Annotated in this window: 12 protein-coding genes; 4 read left to right on the forward strand and 8 right to left on the reverse strand. The window is 67.6% G+C overall.

The features are described 5' to 3' along the window. Window positions 1-467 precede the first annotated feature (467 nt). Window positions 468-2,798, reverse strand: coding sequence for a xanthine dehydrogenase family protein molybdopterin-binding subunit (locus tag QX108_RS30570; protein WP_315724940.1), 2,331 nt, complete (start codon window positions 2,796-2,798; stop codon window positions 468-470). 347 nt (window positions 2,799-3,145) lie between these two features. Beyond that, the gene (locus tag QX108_RS30575; protein WP_315786034.1) at window positions 3,146-4,021 is read right to left on the reverse strand and encodes a dihydrodipicolinate synthase family protein; all 876 of its coding nucleotides are present in this window, start codon (window positions 4,019-4,021) and stop codon (window positions 3,146-3,148) included. A 400-nt stretch (window positions 4,022-4,421) separates the two neighbouring features. Between QX108_RS30575 and QX108_RS30580 the strand changes: the two genes are divergently transcribed. Both QX108_RS30580 and QX108_RS30585 read left to right on the forward strand, forming a co-directional pair. Further along, window positions 4,422-5,501 carry a DnaJ domain-containing protein gene (locus QX108_RS30580; RefSeq protein WP_315786037.1) on the forward strand — a complete coding sequence of 360 codons (1,080 nt, stop codon included), beginning with the start codon at window positions 4,422-4,424 and terminating at the stop codon, window positions 5,499-5,501. A gap of 106 nt (window positions 5,502-5,607) precedes the next feature. Then, window positions 5,608-6,744: a GGDEF domain-containing protein gene (locus QX108_RS30585; protein WP_315786040.1), complete on the forward strand. Its 1,137-nt coding sequence runs from the start codon at window positions 5,608-5,610 to the stop codon at window positions 6,742-6,744. Window positions 6,745-6,768: 24 nt separating this feature from the next. On the opposite strand, the gene QX108_RS30590 is transcribed toward QX108_RS30585, so the two are convergent. Both QX108_RS30590 and QX108_RS30595 read right to left on the reverse strand, forming a co-directional pair. Beyond that, window positions 6,769-7,698 (reverse strand): GTP-binding protein, encoded by a 930-nt coding sequence (locus tag QX108_RS30590; RefSeq protein WP_315724932.1) that lies wholly within the window; start codon window positions 7,696-7,698, stop codon window positions 6,769-6,771. Further along, window positions 7,695-9,188, reverse strand: coding sequence for an amidohydrolase family protein (locus QX108_RS30595; RefSeq protein WP_409998572.1), 1,494 nt, complete (start codon window positions 9,186-9,188; stop codon window positions 7,695-7,697). The genes QX108_RS30590 and QX108_RS30595 overlap by 4 nt, the downstream gene beginning before the upstream one ends. Before the next feature lie 190 nt (window positions 9,189-9,378). On the opposite strand from QX108_RS30595, the gene ggt reads away from it, so the two are divergent. Further along, on the forward strand, window positions 9,379-11,052 hold the full coding sequence (gene ggt / locus QX108_RS30600; protein WP_315786045.1) for a gamma-glutamyltransferase: 1,674 nt from the start codon (window positions 9,379-9,381) through the stop codon (window positions 11,050-11,052). 317 nt (window positions 11,053-11,369) lie between these two features. On the opposite strand, the gene QX108_RS30605 is transcribed toward ggt, so the two are convergent. The 4 genes from QX108_RS30605 to QX108_RS30620 form a co-directional block, all read right to left on the reverse strand. Further along, entirely contained in the window at window positions 11,370-12,917 is a 1,548-nt protein-coding gene (locus QX108_RS30605) for a GMC family oxidoreductase (RefSeq protein ID WP_315786048.1), read from the reverse strand. An 84-nt stretch (window positions 12,918-13,001) separates the two neighbouring features. Then, entirely contained in the window at window positions 13,002-14,336 is a 1,335-nt protein-coding gene (locus QX108_RS30610) for an acyclic terpene utilization AtuA family protein (RefSeq protein ID WP_315786050.1), read from the reverse strand. 84 nt (window positions 14,337-14,420) lie between these two features. Then, window positions 14,421-15,554, reverse strand: a complete 1,134-nt coding sequence (locus QX108_RS30615) for a GGDEF domain-containing protein (protein WP_315786053.1) — start codon at window positions 15,552-15,554, stop codon at window positions 14,421-14,423. Window positions 15,555-15,807: 253 nt separating this feature from the next. Continuing rightward, entirely contained in the window at window positions 15,808-16,641 is an 834-nt protein-coding gene (locus QX108_RS30620; protein WP_315786055.1) for an SDR family oxidoreductase, read from the reverse strand. 124 nt (window positions 16,642-16,765) lie between these two features. Here QX108_RS30620 and xylB point away from each other — a divergent pair, with 124 nt between their 5' ends. Then, window positions 16,766-18,211: a xylulokinase gene (gene xylB / locus QX108_RS30625; RefSeq protein WP_315786058.1), complete on the forward strand. Its 1,446-nt coding sequence runs from the start codon at window positions 16,766-16,768 to the stop codon at window positions 18,209-18,211. Window positions 18,212-18,243 lie beyond the last annotated feature (32 nt).

Below are 18,243 nucleotides of genomic sequence, written 5' to 3' on the forward strand. Positions count from 1 at the left end.
TCGAATCAGACGAAATTGGCCTGTCAGGAATCAACCCGGTCTAAAACGTCAGGAATCAGCCCGGTTCATACCGTGGCGGCCCCTCACCCCAGCCCTCTCCCCGTAAGAACGGGGAGAGGGAGCGGACCGTCGCTCTGGCAAGAGCGTCGCATTCCACTCGTCGCAGGCGATTTCAGCGCCGTGCTAAAATTTCCGCTGGACCGCAAATAGCAGCGCCGGCCGCGATGCGCCCCCTCTCCCCGTTCTTCACGGGGAGAGGGTCGGGGTGAGGGGCCGCCGCACGGGAAGCGTCAATTCGGGCCCAACTAACTCTCCTGGATCAAGGTGAAGTTGAACAGACAGGAATGGAGTTTAACTACTCGCACCGCCCGTGTGGCTGCCCCTCACCCCAGCCCTCTCCCCGTAAGAACGGGGAGAGGGAGCGGACCGTCGCTCTGGCGAGAGCGTCGCGCCCTATTTGTCGGGACTTACGCCGCCTTCTTCGCCTTCGCATCGCGGATCGCGGCCCACACCTTTTCCGGCGTCAGCGGGGTCTGCAGGTTGGTGATGCCGAGCTCGAAAAGCGCGTCCATGACGCCGTTGGTGACGCAGGGCGGGCCGCCGATGGCGCCGGATTCGCCGCAGCCCTTGGCGCCGAGCGGGTTGGTCTTGCACGGCGCGGAATCGTCGAGCGTGACCACGATCGGCGGCACGTCGTCGGCGCGCGGGATGCAGTAGTCCTGATAAGTCGCGGTCAACAGCTGGCCGTCGGCGTCGTAGGCGACGTTCTCGTACAACGCCTGGCCGATGCCCTGGGCGACGCCGCCGTGGATCTGGCCCGCCACCAGCATCGGATTCACCGCGACGCCGACGTCGTCGACCGTGGTGTAGCGCACGACGCGGCTGATGCCGGTGTCCGGATCGATCTCGACCTCGCAGATATGCGTGCCGTTCGGCCAGCTCGGTCCGTCGACCTCGCCCTCGCTGTCGACCGACAGCTTGGCGCCCTGCTCCTTCCCGGCGATGTCGAACAGGCTGATGCGGCGGTCGGTGCCGACGACGGTGAGGACACCGTCGCGATACTCGATGTCCTCGACGGCCGTCTCCAGCAGGTTCGACGCTTTCTCGCGGGCCTTGGTGATCAGGTCGTTCGACGACACCGCGACCGCCGTGCCGCCGACGAACAGCGAGCGCGAGCCGACGCTGCCGAAGCCGGTGGCCAGGTCCGTGTCGCCCTGCACGACGTCGATCTTGTCCAGGGGAATGCCGAGCGTGTCAGAGATCATCTGCGTGTAGGTGGTCTGCAGCCCCTGCCCCATCGCCATGGTGCCGGAATGCAGGATGACGCGGCCCTCCGACGTCGCATGCAGCGACACCTTCTCGGTGTGGGCGCGGCCGCCGGTCCATTCGATGTAGCTGGTCAGGCCGCGGCCATAGAGCATGCCGCGCTTCCTCGCCTCGCGCTTGCGCGCGTTGAAGCCGTCCCAGTCGGCGAGCTTGGCGGCGCGCTCCAGCATGTGGGCGAAGGCGCCGGAATCATACACCTGGCCGACGGCGTTGGTGTAGGGCAGCTGCGCCGGCTTGATGTAGTTCGCTTTCCGGATGGTGCGCGGATCGATGCCGATCTGGCGCGCGGCGGTGTCGAACAGCCGCTCGACGATGAACACCGCCTCGGGACGGCCGGCGCCGCGATAGGCACCGACCGGCGCCGTATGCGTCATGACGGTCTTCACCTCGAAATGCACCAGCGGCAGGTCGTAGACCCCGGTCTGCACGAACGGTCCGAGCACCAGCGGGATGATGTTGGCTGCGCCCGACGAATAGGCCCCGGTGGCACCGATCGAGCGCACGCGATAGGCCAGCACCTTGCCCTTGGCATCGAGCGCGAACTCCGCGGTCGAGGTGAGGTCGCGGCCATGGGTGCCGCCGACGAACTCATCGGTGCGCTCGGCGCGCCAGCGGATCTTCTTGGACAGCTTGGTCGCGGCATAGGCGACGATGCCGTCCTCGGGATAGAGGTTGGTCTTCTGGCCGAAACCGCCGCCGATGTCGCCGACCAGCACGCGGATGCTCTCCTTCGGCCGCTTCAGCACGGCGTCGGCGAGAACGTCGCGGGTCGAGGCCGGGGTCTGCGACTGCACGTACAACAACAGCCGGCCGGTCTTCTTCTCGATCTCGGCAATGGTCGAGCGCGGCTCCATCGCGGAGGGCACCAGACGCTGGCTGGTGATGTCGAGCGACACTTTGTGCGGGGCGCTGGCGAAGGCCTGCTCGACCTTGGCGGCATCGCCATAGCTCATGGCGGCGACGATGTTGTCGGGTGCCTCGGCCCAGACCGCGGGCGCGCCCGGCTCAATCGCCTTCACGGGATCGGTCACCGCCGGCAGCACCTCGTAGTCGACCACGATCGCCTCAGCCGCCTCCTGCGCGATCACGCGCGACGTGGCGACCACGGCCGCGACGGCCTCGCCGGTGTAGCGCACGATCTCATGCGCGAGCAGGCGGCGCGGCGGCACCGTCATCGGCTTGCCGTCGGGACGCTTGAAGATCGCGAGCGTGGGGATGCTGCCGATGTCGTCGGCGACGAGATCCGCGCCGGTGTAGATCGCCTCGACGCCCGGAATGTCGCGGGCGGCAGCGCTGTCGATCGAGAGGATCTTGGCATGGGCATGCGGCGAGCGCAGCACGTACAGCCAGAGCGCGCCGTCTTCCGGCTTGTCGTCGATGAACTGTCCCTTCCCGGTCAGCAGCCGCTGATCCTCCAGACGTTTCACGGGCTGCCCCGCACCGAAGCGCATGTTGTTGGGAAGAATGTTCATTCGAGAATCCTTGGCCAGTTCAATGTAATTGCATGGGGTTTTAGCGGATTTGCCGGACGACACAACCACCGCCTTGACGCTGCGGGGTCCTCGCAGATGAGGATCCCAGCTTGAGTTCGGCTCTCTCCACACTGTCATGGCCGGGCTCGTCCCGGCCATCCACGTCGTTCGACATGCGCGGAAGGACGTGGATGCCCGGGACAAGCCCGGGCATGACGACGTGGAGGAAGACGGGCAAGAACTCTTCAAACCCGCCTGACGGCGAGGACACGGCGTATGGATTCCGGGCTCAGCCCTTCGGGCTGCCCCGGAATGACGGCGGAGAGAGCGGGGCCGTCATCTGAGTGTCACCCCAGGGCGAGCAGCACCTCTTCGACGACCTTGCGCTGCTCTGATGTCAGCGCCGCCTGCGGCGGCACGGGGTCGCCGACGTCGTAGCCCTGGATCGACAGGCCGGCCTTGATGCAGGCGGCGAGGTTGAAGCGGGCGAAGGCCTCGTTGACGCGCCACAGCCTCTTCTGCAGCGCTAGCGCATCGTCCCAGCACGCCGCCTTGCAGAGATTGTAGAGCTCCACGCTCTGGCGCGGGATGATGCAGGCCGGTCCCGCCATCCAGCCCTTGCCGCCGATCAGCATCACGGCTGCCGGAATGTGGGAGGAGGCCGCGAACACCTTGATGGCATCACCGCAGCGATTGATGATCGACAGCAACCGCCCGGTGTTGGTCGAAGCGTCCTTGATGTAGTTGATGCGCGGATGCTCGGCGAGCCGGGCGATCACGTCGAGCGACAGGTCCGAGCGCTGGAATTGCGGATTGGTGTAGATCACGACGGGAACGTCGACGGCATCGGCGATCGCCCGGAAATAGGCTTCGATGCCGGCATCGCTGACCGGGAAATAGGCTTCCAGCACTGCGAGAATCCCGGTCGCGCCGCGCTTCTGGTAGGCCTTGGCCTGCGCCACCGCATCGGCGATCGCGGTCGAGGCCACGCCGGCGATGACGGGAACGCGCCCCTTGGCTGCCTCGATGGTCGCCTCCACCACCGCCATGCGCTGGGCGCGATCGAGATAGGCAAACTCGCCGGTCGAGCCGAGCGGCGTCAGCCCGTGCACGCCGGCATGGATCAGGTCGTCGCAGAGCCGCCCGAGCACGTCGGTGCGGATCGTGCCCTCGGCATTGATCGGAGAGGCGAGATAGGGAAAGACGCCATGAAATTCGGTCATGCGGAGGGTATAGCGGCCGGGCCGCCGCTTCGGCAAGCAGACCGCCTGCCCCCACCTCGCGCTGGGAAGCCCGATGCGCCTCCGGCGTGATGACGGCCGGTCAGCCAGCGTCGTTGAATCCGGCTTCAAACCTTCTCCTCGGCAGGAGTGAGAGCGGAGGTCGGGAGCCGGTCCGAGCAACACGATTCAATCTCCGATTGCGCTCATCACGACGAGGATGTACGCGCGCGACGGTTCCGAGCTCGGCAGAAATGGCTGCCGAGTTCGCCATTTTCAGTCATTTTTCCGCCGGATTGACCGATCATCATGCCAAGCGGAAACAGTTAGTTCGAGTGCTCCAGCGTAAATTCGCCGTAGGATTTTCGATCGGAGACGAAGGAAGCCTGCAGCGAGTGCGACCATGAAGACGCTTTACGATTTACTCGGAGCTCTTCCGGACGATGACGCTGAGGACATCCGGGCGGCCTTCCGCAAGGCGGTCAAAGAGAGCCATCCTGATATCAATCCCGGCGATCCCGACGCCGCGCTGCGGTTTCGCCAGATCATCCGCGCCAACGACATTCTCGGCGACAAGGAGCAGCGCACGGCCTACGACCGTCTGCTCGGCGCGGCGCGGGACGAGCATCGGCAGGAGTCCAAGCTGGTCGTCGCGGCCAGGGTGCACAAGGTGGCCTCCGGCGTGATGGCGGTGGCCGGCGCCTCCGCCATGGCGCTGACAGGCTATCTGCTCTTCACCCATATGTCGGCGGCGTCCGTCGCGCCCCTCGAGCCGATCGTGGTCGCGACCAACAAGGTCAAGCCGCACGAGGTGCCCGCCAACCCGATCGAAAGCGCATCCGTCGCGCCGACGGCAGGCGAGGCGGCTGCGAATGCCGGCAGCGAGCCGGCGGCCGGCGTCACCACCGGCAGTGCCGCCACCGCAGCCGAGCCGCTGCCAATCCGGGTCAGCAAGGTCGACGCGGTCTCTTCGGCCGAGCAGGAGCATGCGTCCTGCGGCCAGGCAACGACTGCCGCCTGCGTCTCGGACGCAACCCTGCCCGGCGGCACGACGTCCAACGAGGCCCGGGCCTATCGCGACCGCGGCATGGCGTCGTTCCAGAAGGGGGATTTGAACGCCGCTTTGGCTGACCTCGACGCCGCGATTCAGCTCGATCCGCGCTACTACGACGCCTACATCGATCGCGGCATCGTGTTCTACCGCATGCGCAAGTTCGACCGCGCCTTCGCCGATGTGGCCGCGGCCAAGCGGATCGAGAAGACCAACCGCGCCGTCCTGGACGCGATGGCCAAGCGCCAGCCGCTGCGCCCCCTGAAGCTCGACCCGCCCAAGCCCGACATCCGGGCCGACGCCAAGGCGGACATCAAGGCGGACGCCCCGAAGGCGGATACGCCGAGAGTGGCAACGGCGGCGACGATGTCGCCGCGGATGTCGACGGCGACGCCGATCTATGCGACGAGTGACCCCAGCCGCGCTCCGTGAACCGGACCGGAGACGCATTGACGAAGATTTAAGGTAATTGCGAACCTGCGGCGCGGAGAGCGGCCGCGGCCATCAACTGTTAGGAAAGCTGTCTCATGGTGGCGCCATGGGACATGGGCTGCTCGCAAAATTCATCCATCCGAATCCGGCGATCCGGCGCGAGCTCGTCGATCTCCTCTACACGTCCCTGCCGCAGGTGATGTCGATCAACGCGGCCGCGATCACCGGGTCGGTGACGCTCGCGGTCATGCATCGCGACCCCGGCTATATCGCGATCACGTTCGCGATCATCGTCAATGCGATCGGTCGCGTGGTCAGCCTGCTCCGTTACAAGCAGCATGGCGGGCGCCTGTCCGACCCCGACGTGATTCTGTGGGAGAAGGTCTATGCGGCCGGCGCCGCGGCCTTCGGCCTTGCGCTCGGCGCCCTCACCTTCCGCGCCTTTCAGCTGAACGACGCGCCCGGCGCGTGGATCGCCTTCGGTCTGTCGATGTCCTATTGCGTGGGCATGGTGTCCCGCGCGGCGATCCGCCCGTGGGTCGTCCTGACGACGACGGCCGTGCTGTTCGCACCCACGCTGATCGCCGGGCTGATGCGTCCCGAACTGCCCTATCAGCTCGGCGCGGCGATGCTCGTGCTGTTCTGGTTCTCGATCCGCGAGGCATCGCGCCATCTCAGCACCGCCTTCATCGAGCGGCTGGAAGCCAAGCACGCGCTGGCGCGCCAGGCCAACCACGATTTCCTGACCGGGCTGCCGAATCGGGCGGCGTTTCTCACAACGCTCGAACGGACGACTGGCAGCGTCGCCATCGTTGCCATCGATCTCGACGGCTTCAAACCCGTCAATGATCGGCACGGCCATCATGCCGGCGACGAGCTGCTGCGTCAGGTCGCGATCCGGCTGTCGGACTGCGTCGGTTCGGGTGGCCTTGCCGCACGTTTCGGCGGCGACGAGTTCATGCTGCTGCGGCCGGTGGCCGGCGGCGCCCAGGGACGCGACGACGCGCTGGAGCTGGCGCGCGAGGCCGTCCGCGCGCTGTCGATGCCGTTCCTGCTCTCTGATATCCCGGTGCTGATCGGCGCCAGTGCCGGTCTGCTGGTCAGCGATCAGCCGCTGACCGATGAGGCGGTCGACGAGCTGCTGCGGCGGGTCGACGATGCGCTCTACGTGGCCAAGCGCGCCGGCGGCGGCGGGTGCACCTGGGCCGAGGCCGGCGCGACGACGCTGCGCCGGGCGGGCTGAGCACGACCATCCTCTCACGCGGATCTACGACTCCTCCACACCTCGCAGGAGAGCGTCCAGCTCGTCCGCATCGAACTCTCCCTCGCGTCCGATCAGCACGAGCTGCGCCGTGAGCCCGTCGGCCGGCGACACCGGCGAGGGCGCCAGGGTGCCGCGCGTCGCCACCGACTGGAACAGGATCGGCTGAGCGGGATGTTCGGTGAACAGCAGAACGCCCTTGATGCGCAAGGTGCGGGGCGCGATCCTGCCGATGACCTGCTGGAAGCGCGCCAGCGACAGCGGCGCTTGCGACGTCCAGGTGACGGTTGCGAACGCGAGCGGCGAGCTCGGCGCGCGCGGCGGCAGCGTCCGCGGCGCGCGCAGGTCGCGGCTGAACAGCAGGTCCGGCGCAACGTCGCCATGCGCAATGTCGAAGATCGCCGATTGCGGCTTGTAGCGGCCGACGACGGCGCGGACCTCGTCGAGCGCGTCGCGTGCGATGAGATCCGCTTTCGTCAGCAGCACGAAGTCGGCGGCGCGCAGCTGCGAGCGCCACAGCCCATCCTGCTCCAGCGCCGGCTCGTCATGCAGCCGCTGCGGATCGACCAGGGTCACCACGGTCTCGAGCGGCGCGACTTTGAAGATGACGGGGTCCATCAGGTTGCGGATGATCTCGGCCGGATCCGAGATGCCCGACGTCTCGATCGCAATGGCATCGGGCGCCGGATCGCGCTTGATCACCGACGACAGCGTGCGCAGCAGGTCACCCTGCAGCGAGCAGCAGATGCAGCCGTTCTTCAGGCTGATCACCTCCTCGGTCACGGTGCCGAGCAGCTGCGCATCGATGTCGACGGCGCCGAAATCATTGACGATGGCGGCGATGCGCCGGCCGTCCGGATTGGCGAGCAGATGGTTCAGCAACGTGGTCTTGCCGGCGCCGAGCGCGCCGGCGACGAGCAGGACCGGGACGATCATGACAGCACGGGCCGGCGCACCGCGCGTCCCGGCCGCGCATCGCGCACGAGATCACCGTCGCTGATGACGGACGCGCCGTTGACGAGCAGATGCCTGACGCCTTCCGATGCCCGGTTCATGTTGAGGAAGTCGGCGCGGTCGCGCACGCTCTCGAGATCGAGCACGGCGATGTCAGCGTCGCAGCCGGCCTGCAGCCGGCCCTTCCTGCGCATCGCGGGTGTCGATGTCTCCAGGATCTGCGCCGGGATCAGCGTGCACTTGGCGATGCCGTCCATCAGCGACACCGTCTTGCGGTCCAGCACCCATTCGCGCAGGAATTTCGTGAAGGTCGCCGATGAACGCGGATGCGACACGGCGTCGTCAGGCAGCGGCCACGCGTCGCCGGTGTAGTCGGTGCCGTTGGCCAGAATCCACGGCATCGCATCGGAGGCGATGGCGCCGCCCGGGAACAGCACGGAGACGTCGAGCAGATCACGGTGGCGCTGGTTCACGGCGACGTCGAGGAAATGGATCAGCACCAGCGCGCCGGGATCCTCCTGCTGCCGTTGCAACAACTCGTCGCGGCTGCCCAGGCGATGCCGCTCGGCCACCATCTCGATGGCGTCATAGCCGGTGCCCATGCGCTGGCAGAACGCGGGATCGGCGAAGAAGCCGGCGCCGACCACCGTCGAGCCGGTGCCGTAGGGATAGGCCTCCGTCGTGACCTTGAGGCCCTGCCTCTGCGCGGTCTGCACCAGCTCGGCGCAGCGCTCGACGTCCTGCAGGCTGGTGCTGTTGAAGTGACAGATGTGCATGTGCGCGCCGGTCGAGCCGGCCAGGCCGATCAGCCGGGTATAGGCATCGACCGAGCTGCGCGGGTCGACATTCGACATGTAGGCGATGTGGGTGTAGGTCGGTACGTCCTGCTTCGCCGCGAGGCTGCACAGCTCGGACAGCTCCTTCATGCCGGTCCCCGGCGCGTAGGCGTTCGGGAAGGCGATGCCGAGGCCGCCCTGGTCGAGGGCCTGCTTGGTGCGCTCGACGATCTCCGCGGTCTCGGCCGGTGTCGCGACCTCCTCGACCCAGCGCTTGTCGCGCATCGCCTCGCCCATGCCGCCGATGGTCGACGCGGTCTGCTGCGTCGTCATCGTCGCGATGCGCGCGAACACCCAGCCCGCTGCCGCGCCGTAGTTGAGCGTACGGCCGATCGCCGCCTGTTCATCATACCAGCGCGCCACCGGCATCACGCCGACCTCGAGCTCCAGTGTCGTGGTGACGCCGTCGAACGCCTGCATGCGATCCGCCGGCAACGACTGGCCGTGCGCGTGCAGATCGATGAAGCCGGGCACGACCGCGAGGCCCGCCGCGTCGATCACCCGATCGGCCGCACTGCCGACGTCGCCGACCGCGGCGATCGCGCCATCCTTGATGGCGACGTCCGCCGTCGTGTCGAGGTTCGTTTCCGGGTCGAGCACACGCCCGCCGCGAATGATCAGATCGTAATGAGGCATGAAATCAGCTGGGCTCGCGAAGTGGAACTGCTGGAAGCCCTAACATAGATGCGCCGCGATGAGAACGCGGCGGGAGAGATCGATACGCGCCGAGCCATGCGTCGCGCACCTATCAGTTCGTCCCTGCGGCGACGCTCTTCCCCTGACGCAACGGATCGGTCAGGATCGAGTGCGACAGAGGAGACACCGAATGGCTTCGTCCAGCCACCGCATCGCCGACTTCACCTGCGAAAAGCAGCCAGCGACCGGCGCGCGCGGCATGGTGGTGACCAACCATCCGCTGGCTTCCAGCGCCGGCGCCGAGATGCTGATGCGCGACGGCAATGCGATCGATGCCGCGATCGCAGCCCTGTTCGCGCTCACCGTGGTCGAGCCGATGATGGTCGGCATTCTCGGCGGCGGACTGTCGCACATCCGGCTCGCCGACGGCCGCCACATCGTGCTCGACGGCCTCAGCACCGCGCCGCGGCGCGCCAGCGCCGACATGTATGATCCGGTGTCGGACGAGATCGCGCTGGCCCGCGAGACGCGCGACCGCCGCAACGCGGTCGGCGCGTTGGCCGTCGCGGTGCCGGGCGCGCTGAAAGGCTGGTGCGAGGCACTGGCGCGATTCGGCCGGCTGCCGCTGCACGAGGTGATGGCGCCCGCGATCCGGCTCGCCGAGCATGGCTTCGTCGCAAGCGCCTATCTCAACGACTGCGTCCGGCAGGTCGCGAGCGATCTCACCCGAGATCCGAATCTGTCGGCGCTGTTCCTGCCGGGCGGCGAGGCAGTCAAAGCCGGCACGCGCGTGATCCAGAGCGACTACGCCGCGACGCTGCGGCTGATCGCCGGGCACGGACCGGATGCGCTCTATGATGGACCGCTCGGGACCGCGCTCGCCAACTACATGACCGGCCAAGGCGGTCTGATCGATCTCGCAGACCTCAAAGCCTACCGCGTGATCGAACGGGAGCCCATTCGCGGCTCCTATCGCGGTTATGAAATCCTCGGCCCGCCGCCGCCCTCCTCGTCCGGCGTGCACATCGCGCAGATGCTCAACATCCTCGAGGGCTTCGACGTCGGGGCGCTCGGCTTCGGCTCGGCCGACGGAACGCATCTGCTCGCCGAGGCCCTGAAGATCGCCTTCGCCGATCGCGCGGTCGCGACCGCCGATCCGGCCTTCGTCGACGTGCCGGTCGACCGCCTGACGTCGAAGGCCTACGCCGCCGAGCGGCGTGCGCAGATCGATATGGCCCGCGCCCAGAGCTTCACCCCCGGACTGTCGCCGACCGAATCCGCCAACACCACGCATGTCACGGTGGCCGATGCCGAGGGCAATGTCGTCGCGTCCACCCAGACCATCAACGGCCTGTTCGGCGCCTGCGTGCAGATCCCGGGCACCGGCATGACCGCCAACAACTACATGTACAATTTCGATCCGCATCCGGGCCGCGCGCTGTCGATTGCGCCCGGCAAGCGCGTCTTCACCTCGATGGCGCCGATGATGGCGCTGCGCGACGGCAAGCTGCGTTATGCGCTTGGTCTTCCTGGCGGCCTGCGCATCTTCCCCTCGGCGTTCCAGGCGCTGGTCAACCTGATCGACCACGGCATGTCGCTCCAGGAGGCGGTGGAGGCGCCGCGGCTGTGGACGCAGGGCGGCGTGCTGGAGCTGGAGCCGGCCTTTCCCGATGCCGTCGCCGCGGCGCTCGCCGCACGCGGCCACGAGATCAAGCGCGAGCCGGTCGTCGCCGGCGGCATGAATGCGATCGCGTTCGGCGACGACGGCACGATGACGGGCGCCGCGTGCTGGCGCGCCGACGGCACGCCGATCGCGATCTCCGGCGGCCGCGCCCGCGCCGGCCTGCGGTTCGCGATCGCGTGAGGTTCAAGGTCAGCGGCTGCATCACCTGCCACCGGACGCCCTCTCTCCATCGTCATTGCGAGGAGCGCAGCGACGAAGCAATCCAGGGCCACGCATGCGGCCCCTGGATTGCTTCGCTGCGCTCGCAATGACGTCGTGGAGAGACCCCGGCCGCTCCTTCACGGTCCGGTGGGCGGTGCCGCCGGCTTTAGCCCCTCATGGTGAGGAGCGCCGAAGGCGCGTCTCGAACCATGAGGCCCGCGCTGTGGCCTAGCCCTTCGAGACGCCCGCCTTCGGCGTGCTCCTCAGGGTGAGGAGTTCCCATGAAGCTCGTCAGCTCACCTCTGCCGCATCCTCCGGGCGATCGCCTCGCCGATCACGACCGTCGTGAAATGCGTGTTGGCGCGGCAATCGGACGGCATGATCGAGGCGTCGGCGACGCGCAGGCCGGCGATGCCCTTGACGGTGCCGTCCGGATTGACCACGCCGGCATCGTCGTCGAAGCCGCTCATGCGGCAGCTTCCCGCGGCGTGCTGGATGTCGCCGGTGATCTGGCGCAGCAGCGCGTCGAGCTCGGCATCCGGCAGCGCGGCCGCCTGCGGCAAGGTGAGTGGCGTATCGCCGAGGCGGATCCAATCCGCAACGCCCTGCAGCGCCGGCTGTGTCGTGATCACGGCCAGCCGCTTCACCGCATCGCGCATCCGTGCGATGTCCCTGACATCGGCCAGCATGTTCTCCTCGACGATCGGGTCGACGGCCGGGTCGATCGAGGCGAGCTTCAGAGTGCCGCGCGAGAAGGCGTTGAACAGGCCGGCGCCGATCGCGCCGGGCACGCCGATGCCGCGATGGTTGAAGGCAATCAGGATCATGTCGCGCTTGCCGCCGCCGGCCAGGCCCGACGAATAGGTGACGCAGCAATTGGTGTGGCGGGTGTCGCGGTCGGTCGGACGCAGCGCCTCGCGCAGCTGGATGGTGGTGCGGAACAGCGGATGATCGAAGAAGTGCCGGCCGACGGGAAGATCGCGGATGACGCCGACGCCCATCGCCTGCAGATCCGCCGCCGGCCCAATGCCCGAGCGCAGCAGGATGGCCGGGCTGTGAATGGCGCCGGCGCACAGCACGATCTCGCGCGCGGCGATGTCCCTTGTGCCCTCGGCTTCGAGATGGACGCGCACGCCGGTGGCCCTGGAATCGCTGATCAGCAGTCGATCGACCAGCGCGCGGCCGCGGATCTCCAGATTGGCGCGGCTCCGCGCCGGCTCCAGATAGCCCTCGTTGGTGGAGATGCGGCGGCTGTCGCGGCTGTTGATCGGATAGCAGGCGACGCCCTCGCCATCGGGTCCGTTGAGATCGTCGCACCAGGGATAGCCGCTCGCCAGCGCCGCATCGCGCAAGGCCCGATCGATCGGGCCCCATTGCTCCGGCGGCGCGCGATACACCGGCAGCGGACCGCCGCGGCCATGTCCGCCGCGGTCGCCGAAGGCGAGATCATCCTCGATCACCGAGAACAGCGGCATGATCTCCCGCGCCGACCATCCGGAGCAACCATTGGCGGCCCATTCGTCGAACGCATCGGCCACGCCGCGAATCGCGATCTGGCCGTTCATCATCGAGCTGCCGCCGAGGCCCTTGCCGCGCCAATAGAACCGCATGTCCTGCCCGGCCACCCGGCGCGACATCAGCTGCGGCCACTGCCATTTCTCCTGGAATGCGCGGTCATGAATGATCGGAATCGGGTTCGGCGTCGCAATCTCCCAGGGCACGTCGGCCGCGCGCCAGTCCGCTCCCGCCTCGAGCAGCAGAACCCGCCTTTCGGAATCGTCCGACAGGCGCGCAGCGACGGCTGCTCCCGCGGAGCCACCGCCGACGACAATGACGTCATACATGGATCTGCTTCTCGCTGTGCACGGTCACCGTAACCATGACGGCACCTTGCGCCGGATGATCCGATCCGTGAAGTGCTGGAAATGTCAGGCCACCAGCATGCCAACGCAGGGCTGCGCCGCGTCCTCGGCAACCAGGCAGGACGCCACCGCGATCACCTCGCGCGCCGACTTCCACGCGCCGCCGCCACCCGCCGGTCCGTTGGTGTAGAGCGTCTCGACCTCGTTGCCGATCCTGACCGCCTCGGCCATCGTCTCGGTCCGTCCTGCGACACGAACGCGCACCTCGGAGGGCTCGCGGCCTTGCGCGAGCCTCTCTCCATGCAACGCATCGAGCCCGATCAGATCGCAGCGCAGCTCGCTCGTGGCCACGCCCGTCAGCGCCAGACGCGCGCGGACGATATCGAGCGCGAGCCGGCCGCGCGCGACGGCGCCGGGGCCGGCATAGGAGATCTGGCCCTCGCCGACATATGAATCGAGATAGCCGACCGAGGTCTTCAGCAAGCCGGTCTTGGGTTTGCCGCGGCCCCCGACAACCTTGACCCGATCGGAGCCGATCGCCTCGACCGTGACTTGCGAGAAATCCGCCACCACGTCCGGTTGATAGTAGGCCGCGGGATCATGGATCTCATAGAGCAGCTGCTCCTTCACGGTGGCCGGCGTGACACAGCCGCCGGAGCCTGCAACCTTGGTGACGATCAGCTCGCCATCCTCGCGCACCTCTCCGATCGGAAATCCGAGGCGGGCGAGCTCGGGCACATCCTTGAAGCCGGGGTCGGCGAAATAGCCGCCGGTGATCTGGCCGGCGCATTCCAGGAGATGGCCGACGACGGTCCCCTGCCCGAGCCGGTCCCAATCATCCATCGCCCAGCCGAACTCGTGAATCAGCGGGCCGAGGAACAGCGCCGGGTCGGCGGCGCGCCCGGTGATCACGACATCCGCGCCGGCCGCGAGCGCCTCGGCGATGGCGCGCGCGCCGACATAGGCATTGGCGGAGACGATGCGATTGCCGAGACCGGTGATCGTGTCGCCGGTGTCGAGCGTGGCGTCAGCCGCTTTCAATCGCGCCAGCACGTCGTCGCCGGTGACGGCCGCGATTCTGAGCCCTGTCAGTCCGAGCTTGCGCGCGATCGCGCGGGTGGCTTCGGCTGCGGCGACTGGATTGGCCGCGCCCATGTTGGTGACGATGCGGACCTTGTTGGCGCGGCAGAGCGGCAGCACCGCCTGCATGCGCGCAGCCAGCAGCGGATCGTAGCCGGTCTGCGGGTCCTTCAGCCGCGCCTGCTGCGCCAGCGCGATGGTGCGCTCGGCGAGGCATTCGAACACGAGATAGTTCAGCCCGCCTTTGTCGGCGAGCTCGATGGCGGGCTCGATGCGGTCACCGGAATAGCCGGCGCCGGCGCCGATCCTGACGCTTCGCATGAACGCTCCTCCCGCCTGTCATGATCATTGCGTCGAGGATAGCGATCCAGCGACGGCCTCGCCAGTACCGGCCGCGCAATGGCCTTACAGCGCAGGCGCCAGCGCGGGTGCCTCGCGACAGCGCGCCCCTTCGCCGGAAGCCGTTTCGGCATCGGCCCATCGCCACTGATGGCCGCCGGCGCGCTTCGCGGCGTAGAGCGCACGGTCGGCCCGGTCGAGCAGCGCCTCCGTTTCCGCCGCCCGGTGCTCGGCGAGGAAGATGCCGGCGCTGGCGCCGATCTGCACGACGCCCCCCGTCAGCGAGAACGGATGCGCGAGCGACGCCACGACCACCCTGGTCAGCGCGAGCGCCGCATCTCGTCCAGAGGAGCCTGCCGGGACCGGCAGCAGCAGCATGAACTCGTCACCACCGAAGCGGGCCGCAAGGCCGCTCTCACCGAGACAGTCCAGCAGCCGCTCGCCGACCTGGCACAGCAGCGCGTCGCCCGCCTGATGGCCGAAGCGGTCGTTGACCCCCTTGAAGCCATCGAGATCGACCGCGATGATCGCGGCCGGCTGGTCGAGCTGGCGAAGCGCCTCGATGAAGGCTGCACGGTTCGGCAACCCGGTGAGGAAATCCTGATGCGCCTGTCGGCGGAGCGCCTGCTGTGCCGTGATCCGCTCGGTGAAAGCCGCCGTGAGACGATAGGACGTGCCGCGCAAGGTGATCCAGAACAGCACCACCATTCCGGCCCCCATGCGATACACCGGCTCGGGCTGCATCAGGCAGGCGATCACGGTCGGAATCAGCAGCACGGCCGACGAGCTCATCACGATCCAGGGGCTGACCCGCGACACGATGCCGACGCAGAAGGCCATCGACAGGCCGAAGCACATCCAGATCCCGGGACCATCGCCGATCTGAAATGCGCGCGCCGACAGGGCGCCGACGGCAAGACCGAAGGCGGCGGCACCGAGCCCGTAGAGACGCTCCCAATAGATGATGGCATCGTGATCGAGCTGATCGAAGCGCGCCGCGAACATCAGCAGCTTGATGACGCGCAATGCACCGATCACGAGCAGCGCGGCCGTGATCGCGGCGTAGCCAGGATCACGTGCGACCCAGGCCATCACGGTCCCGATCACGACGGCAGCAGCCGAAATCGTCCCGACCAGCGGCATCGAGCTGTACAGCAGATGCGCGAGCTCGCGACGAGTGTCGGGGTCCAATCGTTGCATCGCAATTCCATTGCATGAATTGCGCGCACTATCGTACCCACGCCTTAACGAAATATCGCTGCACCCGCGAAGGTCTGCCATGCACCTGCGATGCTTAAGAGAGTCTCACCTGCAAGACGACAATCCGAAGCGCCTGTACTTCCCGCCGGCGACTAAAGCGCGATGAGATCAGGATGAATCGTCACCGCGCTTTAGATTGTTGTTTGCGCATGATCTTTTCGGAAAACCGCTGCGCACTTTTCCGGATCATGCTTTAGCTCGCCCAGCTGTCGCGGAATTCGCCGAACAGTGTGATGCCGCCGCACGCATAGATCGTCTGCCCGGTGATGTAGCTCGCTTCGGACGAGGCGAGAAAGGCGAACACGCCGGCGATCTCCTCAGCGCTCGCAACCCGCCCCATCGGGATGTGCGACTCCACGACCGCGCGCTTGGCCGGGTCACCGGTCCACGCTGCGTTGATCGGCGTATCCACCGCGCCGGGCCCGACCGAATTGACGCGGATGCCGCGGCCGGCGAATTCGAGCGCCAACGTGCGGGTGAGACCGGCCATCGCGCTCTTGCTGATCGAGTAAGCGAGATAGCCGGGCTTTGGAATGATCTGATGCACGCTCGACGTATTGATGATGTTGCCGGCCCCGCGCACGACGAAATGCGCGAGCGCATGGCGCGCGCACAGCACGGCGCCATTGAGATTGACCTCGAGGATGGCGCGATAGGTGTCGACGTCGAGCCCCTCGCTGGGAGACTCCCGCTGGAAGCCCGCATTGTTGACGAGGCAGTCGAGCCGCGGCCAACGCCGTAGCACCGTCTCGAACATTGCGGCGATGTCGGCTTCCACGCCGATATCGGCTTTCACCGTGAAGTGATCGCGCGCAGCATGGCCGCGCGCGGCCGACGCCGCCTGCGCCAGCGCAAGTGTCTCATCTCCCGAGGGCGAGGGGCCGCCAAAATTGATCGCGACATGCGCCCCTTCCTCGGCAAAGCGCACCGCGATCGCACGGCCGATGCCCTGCGCGGCGCCGGTCACCAGCGCGTATTGTCCAACGAGACGCGCGGCGCGCTCGGTCGATGGAACGGTTGGCTGCATCTCTCGACTCCTCGGAATGATCCCGCTTGGCGCGGATGGCATGTCGCGGCCCGGATGACAAGGCTATCAGGAGTCTGGTATCGCTCCAGTCCTGATCCGTCACGACGCGCGAGCGTGAGGCGCCATGTATCTCGGCATCGATCTCGGCACCTCCGCGGTCAAGACGATCCTGGTCGACGATGCGCAGCGCGTGGTCGCGAGCCGCAGCCACGCGCTGACGATCGATGTGCCGCAGTCCGGCTGGGCGGAGCAGGATCCTGCGGCATGGATCGCCGCCGTGTTCGCAACGCTGGATTCGCTCAAGGCGGATCACCCCCACGAGATGGCCGCAGTCGAAGGCATCGGCCTGTCCGGCCAGATGCACGGCCCGGTGCTGCTCGATGCCGACATGAATCCGCTGCGGCCCTGCATCCTCTGGAACGATGGCCGCTCCGCACGCGAGTGCACGGTGCTGGAACGGCGGTGGCCGGCGTTGCGCGCGACCACCGGCAACAAGGCGATGCCCGGCTTCGCCGCGCCCAAGCTCCTCTGGATCGCGGACCATGAGCCGGAGATCTTCGCGGCCACCCGCCTCGTTCTGCTGACCAAGGCCTATGTCAGGCTGGTGCTCTCCGGCGAGGCGATCGAGGACGTCTCGGACGCATCGGGCTCGCTGTGGCTCGACGTCGTCAGGCGGGACTGGTCCGACGAGGGCCTCGCCGCTACCGGCCTCACGCGCACGCAGATGCCGCGCCTCGTCGAGGGCTGCGCCGAGGCGGGTCGGTTGCGCCACGACCTCACACAGCGCTGGGGCATGTCGAAGCGGCCACTCATCGCGGGCGGCGCCGGCGACAACCCGGCCGGCGCGATCGGTATCGGCGCCGTCCGTCCGGGCGCAACGTTCATTACCCTCGGCACGTCCGGCGCCGTGATCACGCCGGTCGAGTCCGTCACCGCCAATCCCGGCCGGATCGTTCACACCTTCTGTCATGCAATCCCGGCGATGTGGCTGCAGGCCGGCGCGATGCTGTCGGCAGGCTCGTGCCTCGCCTGGATCTCACAATTGCTCGGCGCCTCCGAGGCCGAGCTGCTGGCGCCGCTGGGCTCCCGGCCCGCCGCACCATCGCCGGTGAGCTTCCTGCCCTATCTCGCGGGCGAGCGGACGCCGCATGACGACACCAATGTCCGGGGCCTGCTCGACGGCCTGAGCCACGCCACCGGCCGCAGCGCCATCGTGCAGGCCGTGCTCGAAGGCGTCGCCTTTGCATTGGCTGATTGTCGTGACGTGCTGACGGACACGGGGCTGATCATCGCGGAGGCCGATGCAATCGGCGGCGGCTCGCGCTCCGATCTCTGGCTCGCGATCCTGGCCAATGTCTTGAACATCCCGATCCATCGCCTCGCGGAAGGCGAGACAGGCGCTGCATTCGGCGCCGCCCGCCTGGCGCGACTGGCCGCGACTGGCGAGGCGATCGCCAGCGTGTGCATCGCGCCAGCCCGCACCGCGACGTTCTCGCCGGAGCCTGCGCTGGCGGCAGCCTATGCCGAGCGGCTGCCGCATTGGCGCCGGCTCTATCGTCCCAGCCATTAGATCTGCGCCCGGCGCGCGACGTTCAATCGCGT

The organism is Bradyrhizobium sp. SZCCHNR1002 (assembly GCF_032381435.1).
Lineage (GTDB): Bacteria > Pseudomonadota > Alphaproteobacteria > Rhizobiales > Xanthobacteraceae > Bradyrhizobium > Bradyrhizobium aeschynomenes.

What these genes read in the sequence shown, in the direction of transcription:
- QX108_RS30570 (WP_315724940.1), bottom strand. Translation starts at nt 2,798, where the DNA reads ATGAACATTCTTCCCAACAACATGCGCTTCGGTGCGGGGCAGCCCGTG.
- QX108_RS30575 (WP_315786034.1), bottom strand. Translation starts at nt 4,021, where the DNA reads ATGACCGAATTTCATGGCGTCTTTCCCTATCTCGCCTCTCCGATCAAT.
- QX108_RS30580 (WP_315786037.1), top strand. Translation starts at nt 4,422, where the DNA reads ATGAAGACGCTTTACGATTTACTCGGAGCTCTTCCGGACGATGACGCT.
- QX108_RS30585 (WP_315786040.1), top strand. Translation starts at nt 5,608, where the DNA reads ATGGGACATGGGCTGCTCGCAAAATTCATCCATCCGAATCCGGCGATC.
- QX108_RS30590 (WP_315724932.1), bottom strand. Translation starts at nt 7,698, where the DNA reads ATGATCGTCCCGGTCCTGCTCGTCGCCGGCGCGCTCGGCGCCGGCAAG.
- QX108_RS30595 (WP_409998572.1), bottom strand. Translation starts at nt 9,188, where the DNA reads ATGCCTCATTACGATCTGATCATTCGCGGCGGGCGTGTGCTCGACCCG.
- ggt (WP_315786045.1), top strand. Translation starts at nt 9,379, where the DNA reads ATGGCTTCGTCCAGCCACCGCATCGCCGACTTCACCTGCGAAAAGCAG.
- QX108_RS30605 (WP_315786048.1), bottom strand. Translation starts at nt 12,917, where the DNA reads ATGTATGACGTCATTGTCGTCGGCGGTGGCTCCGCGGGAGCAGCCGTC.
- QX108_RS30610 (WP_315786050.1), bottom strand. Translation starts at nt 14,336, where the DNA reads ATGCGAAGCGTCAGGATCGGCGCCGGCGCCGGCTATTCCGGTGACCGC.
- QX108_RS30615 (WP_315786053.1), bottom strand. Translation starts at nt 15,554, where the DNA reads ATGCAACGATTGGACCCCGACACTCGTCGCGAGCTCGCGCATCTGCTG.
- QX108_RS30620 (WP_315786055.1), bottom strand. Translation starts at nt 16,641, where the DNA reads ATGCAGCCAACCGTTCCATCGACCGAGCGCGCCGCGCGTCTCGTTGGA.
- xylB (WP_315786058.1), top strand. Translation starts at nt 16,766, where the DNA reads ATGTATCTCGGCATCGATCTCGGCACCTCCGCGGTCAAGACGATCCTG.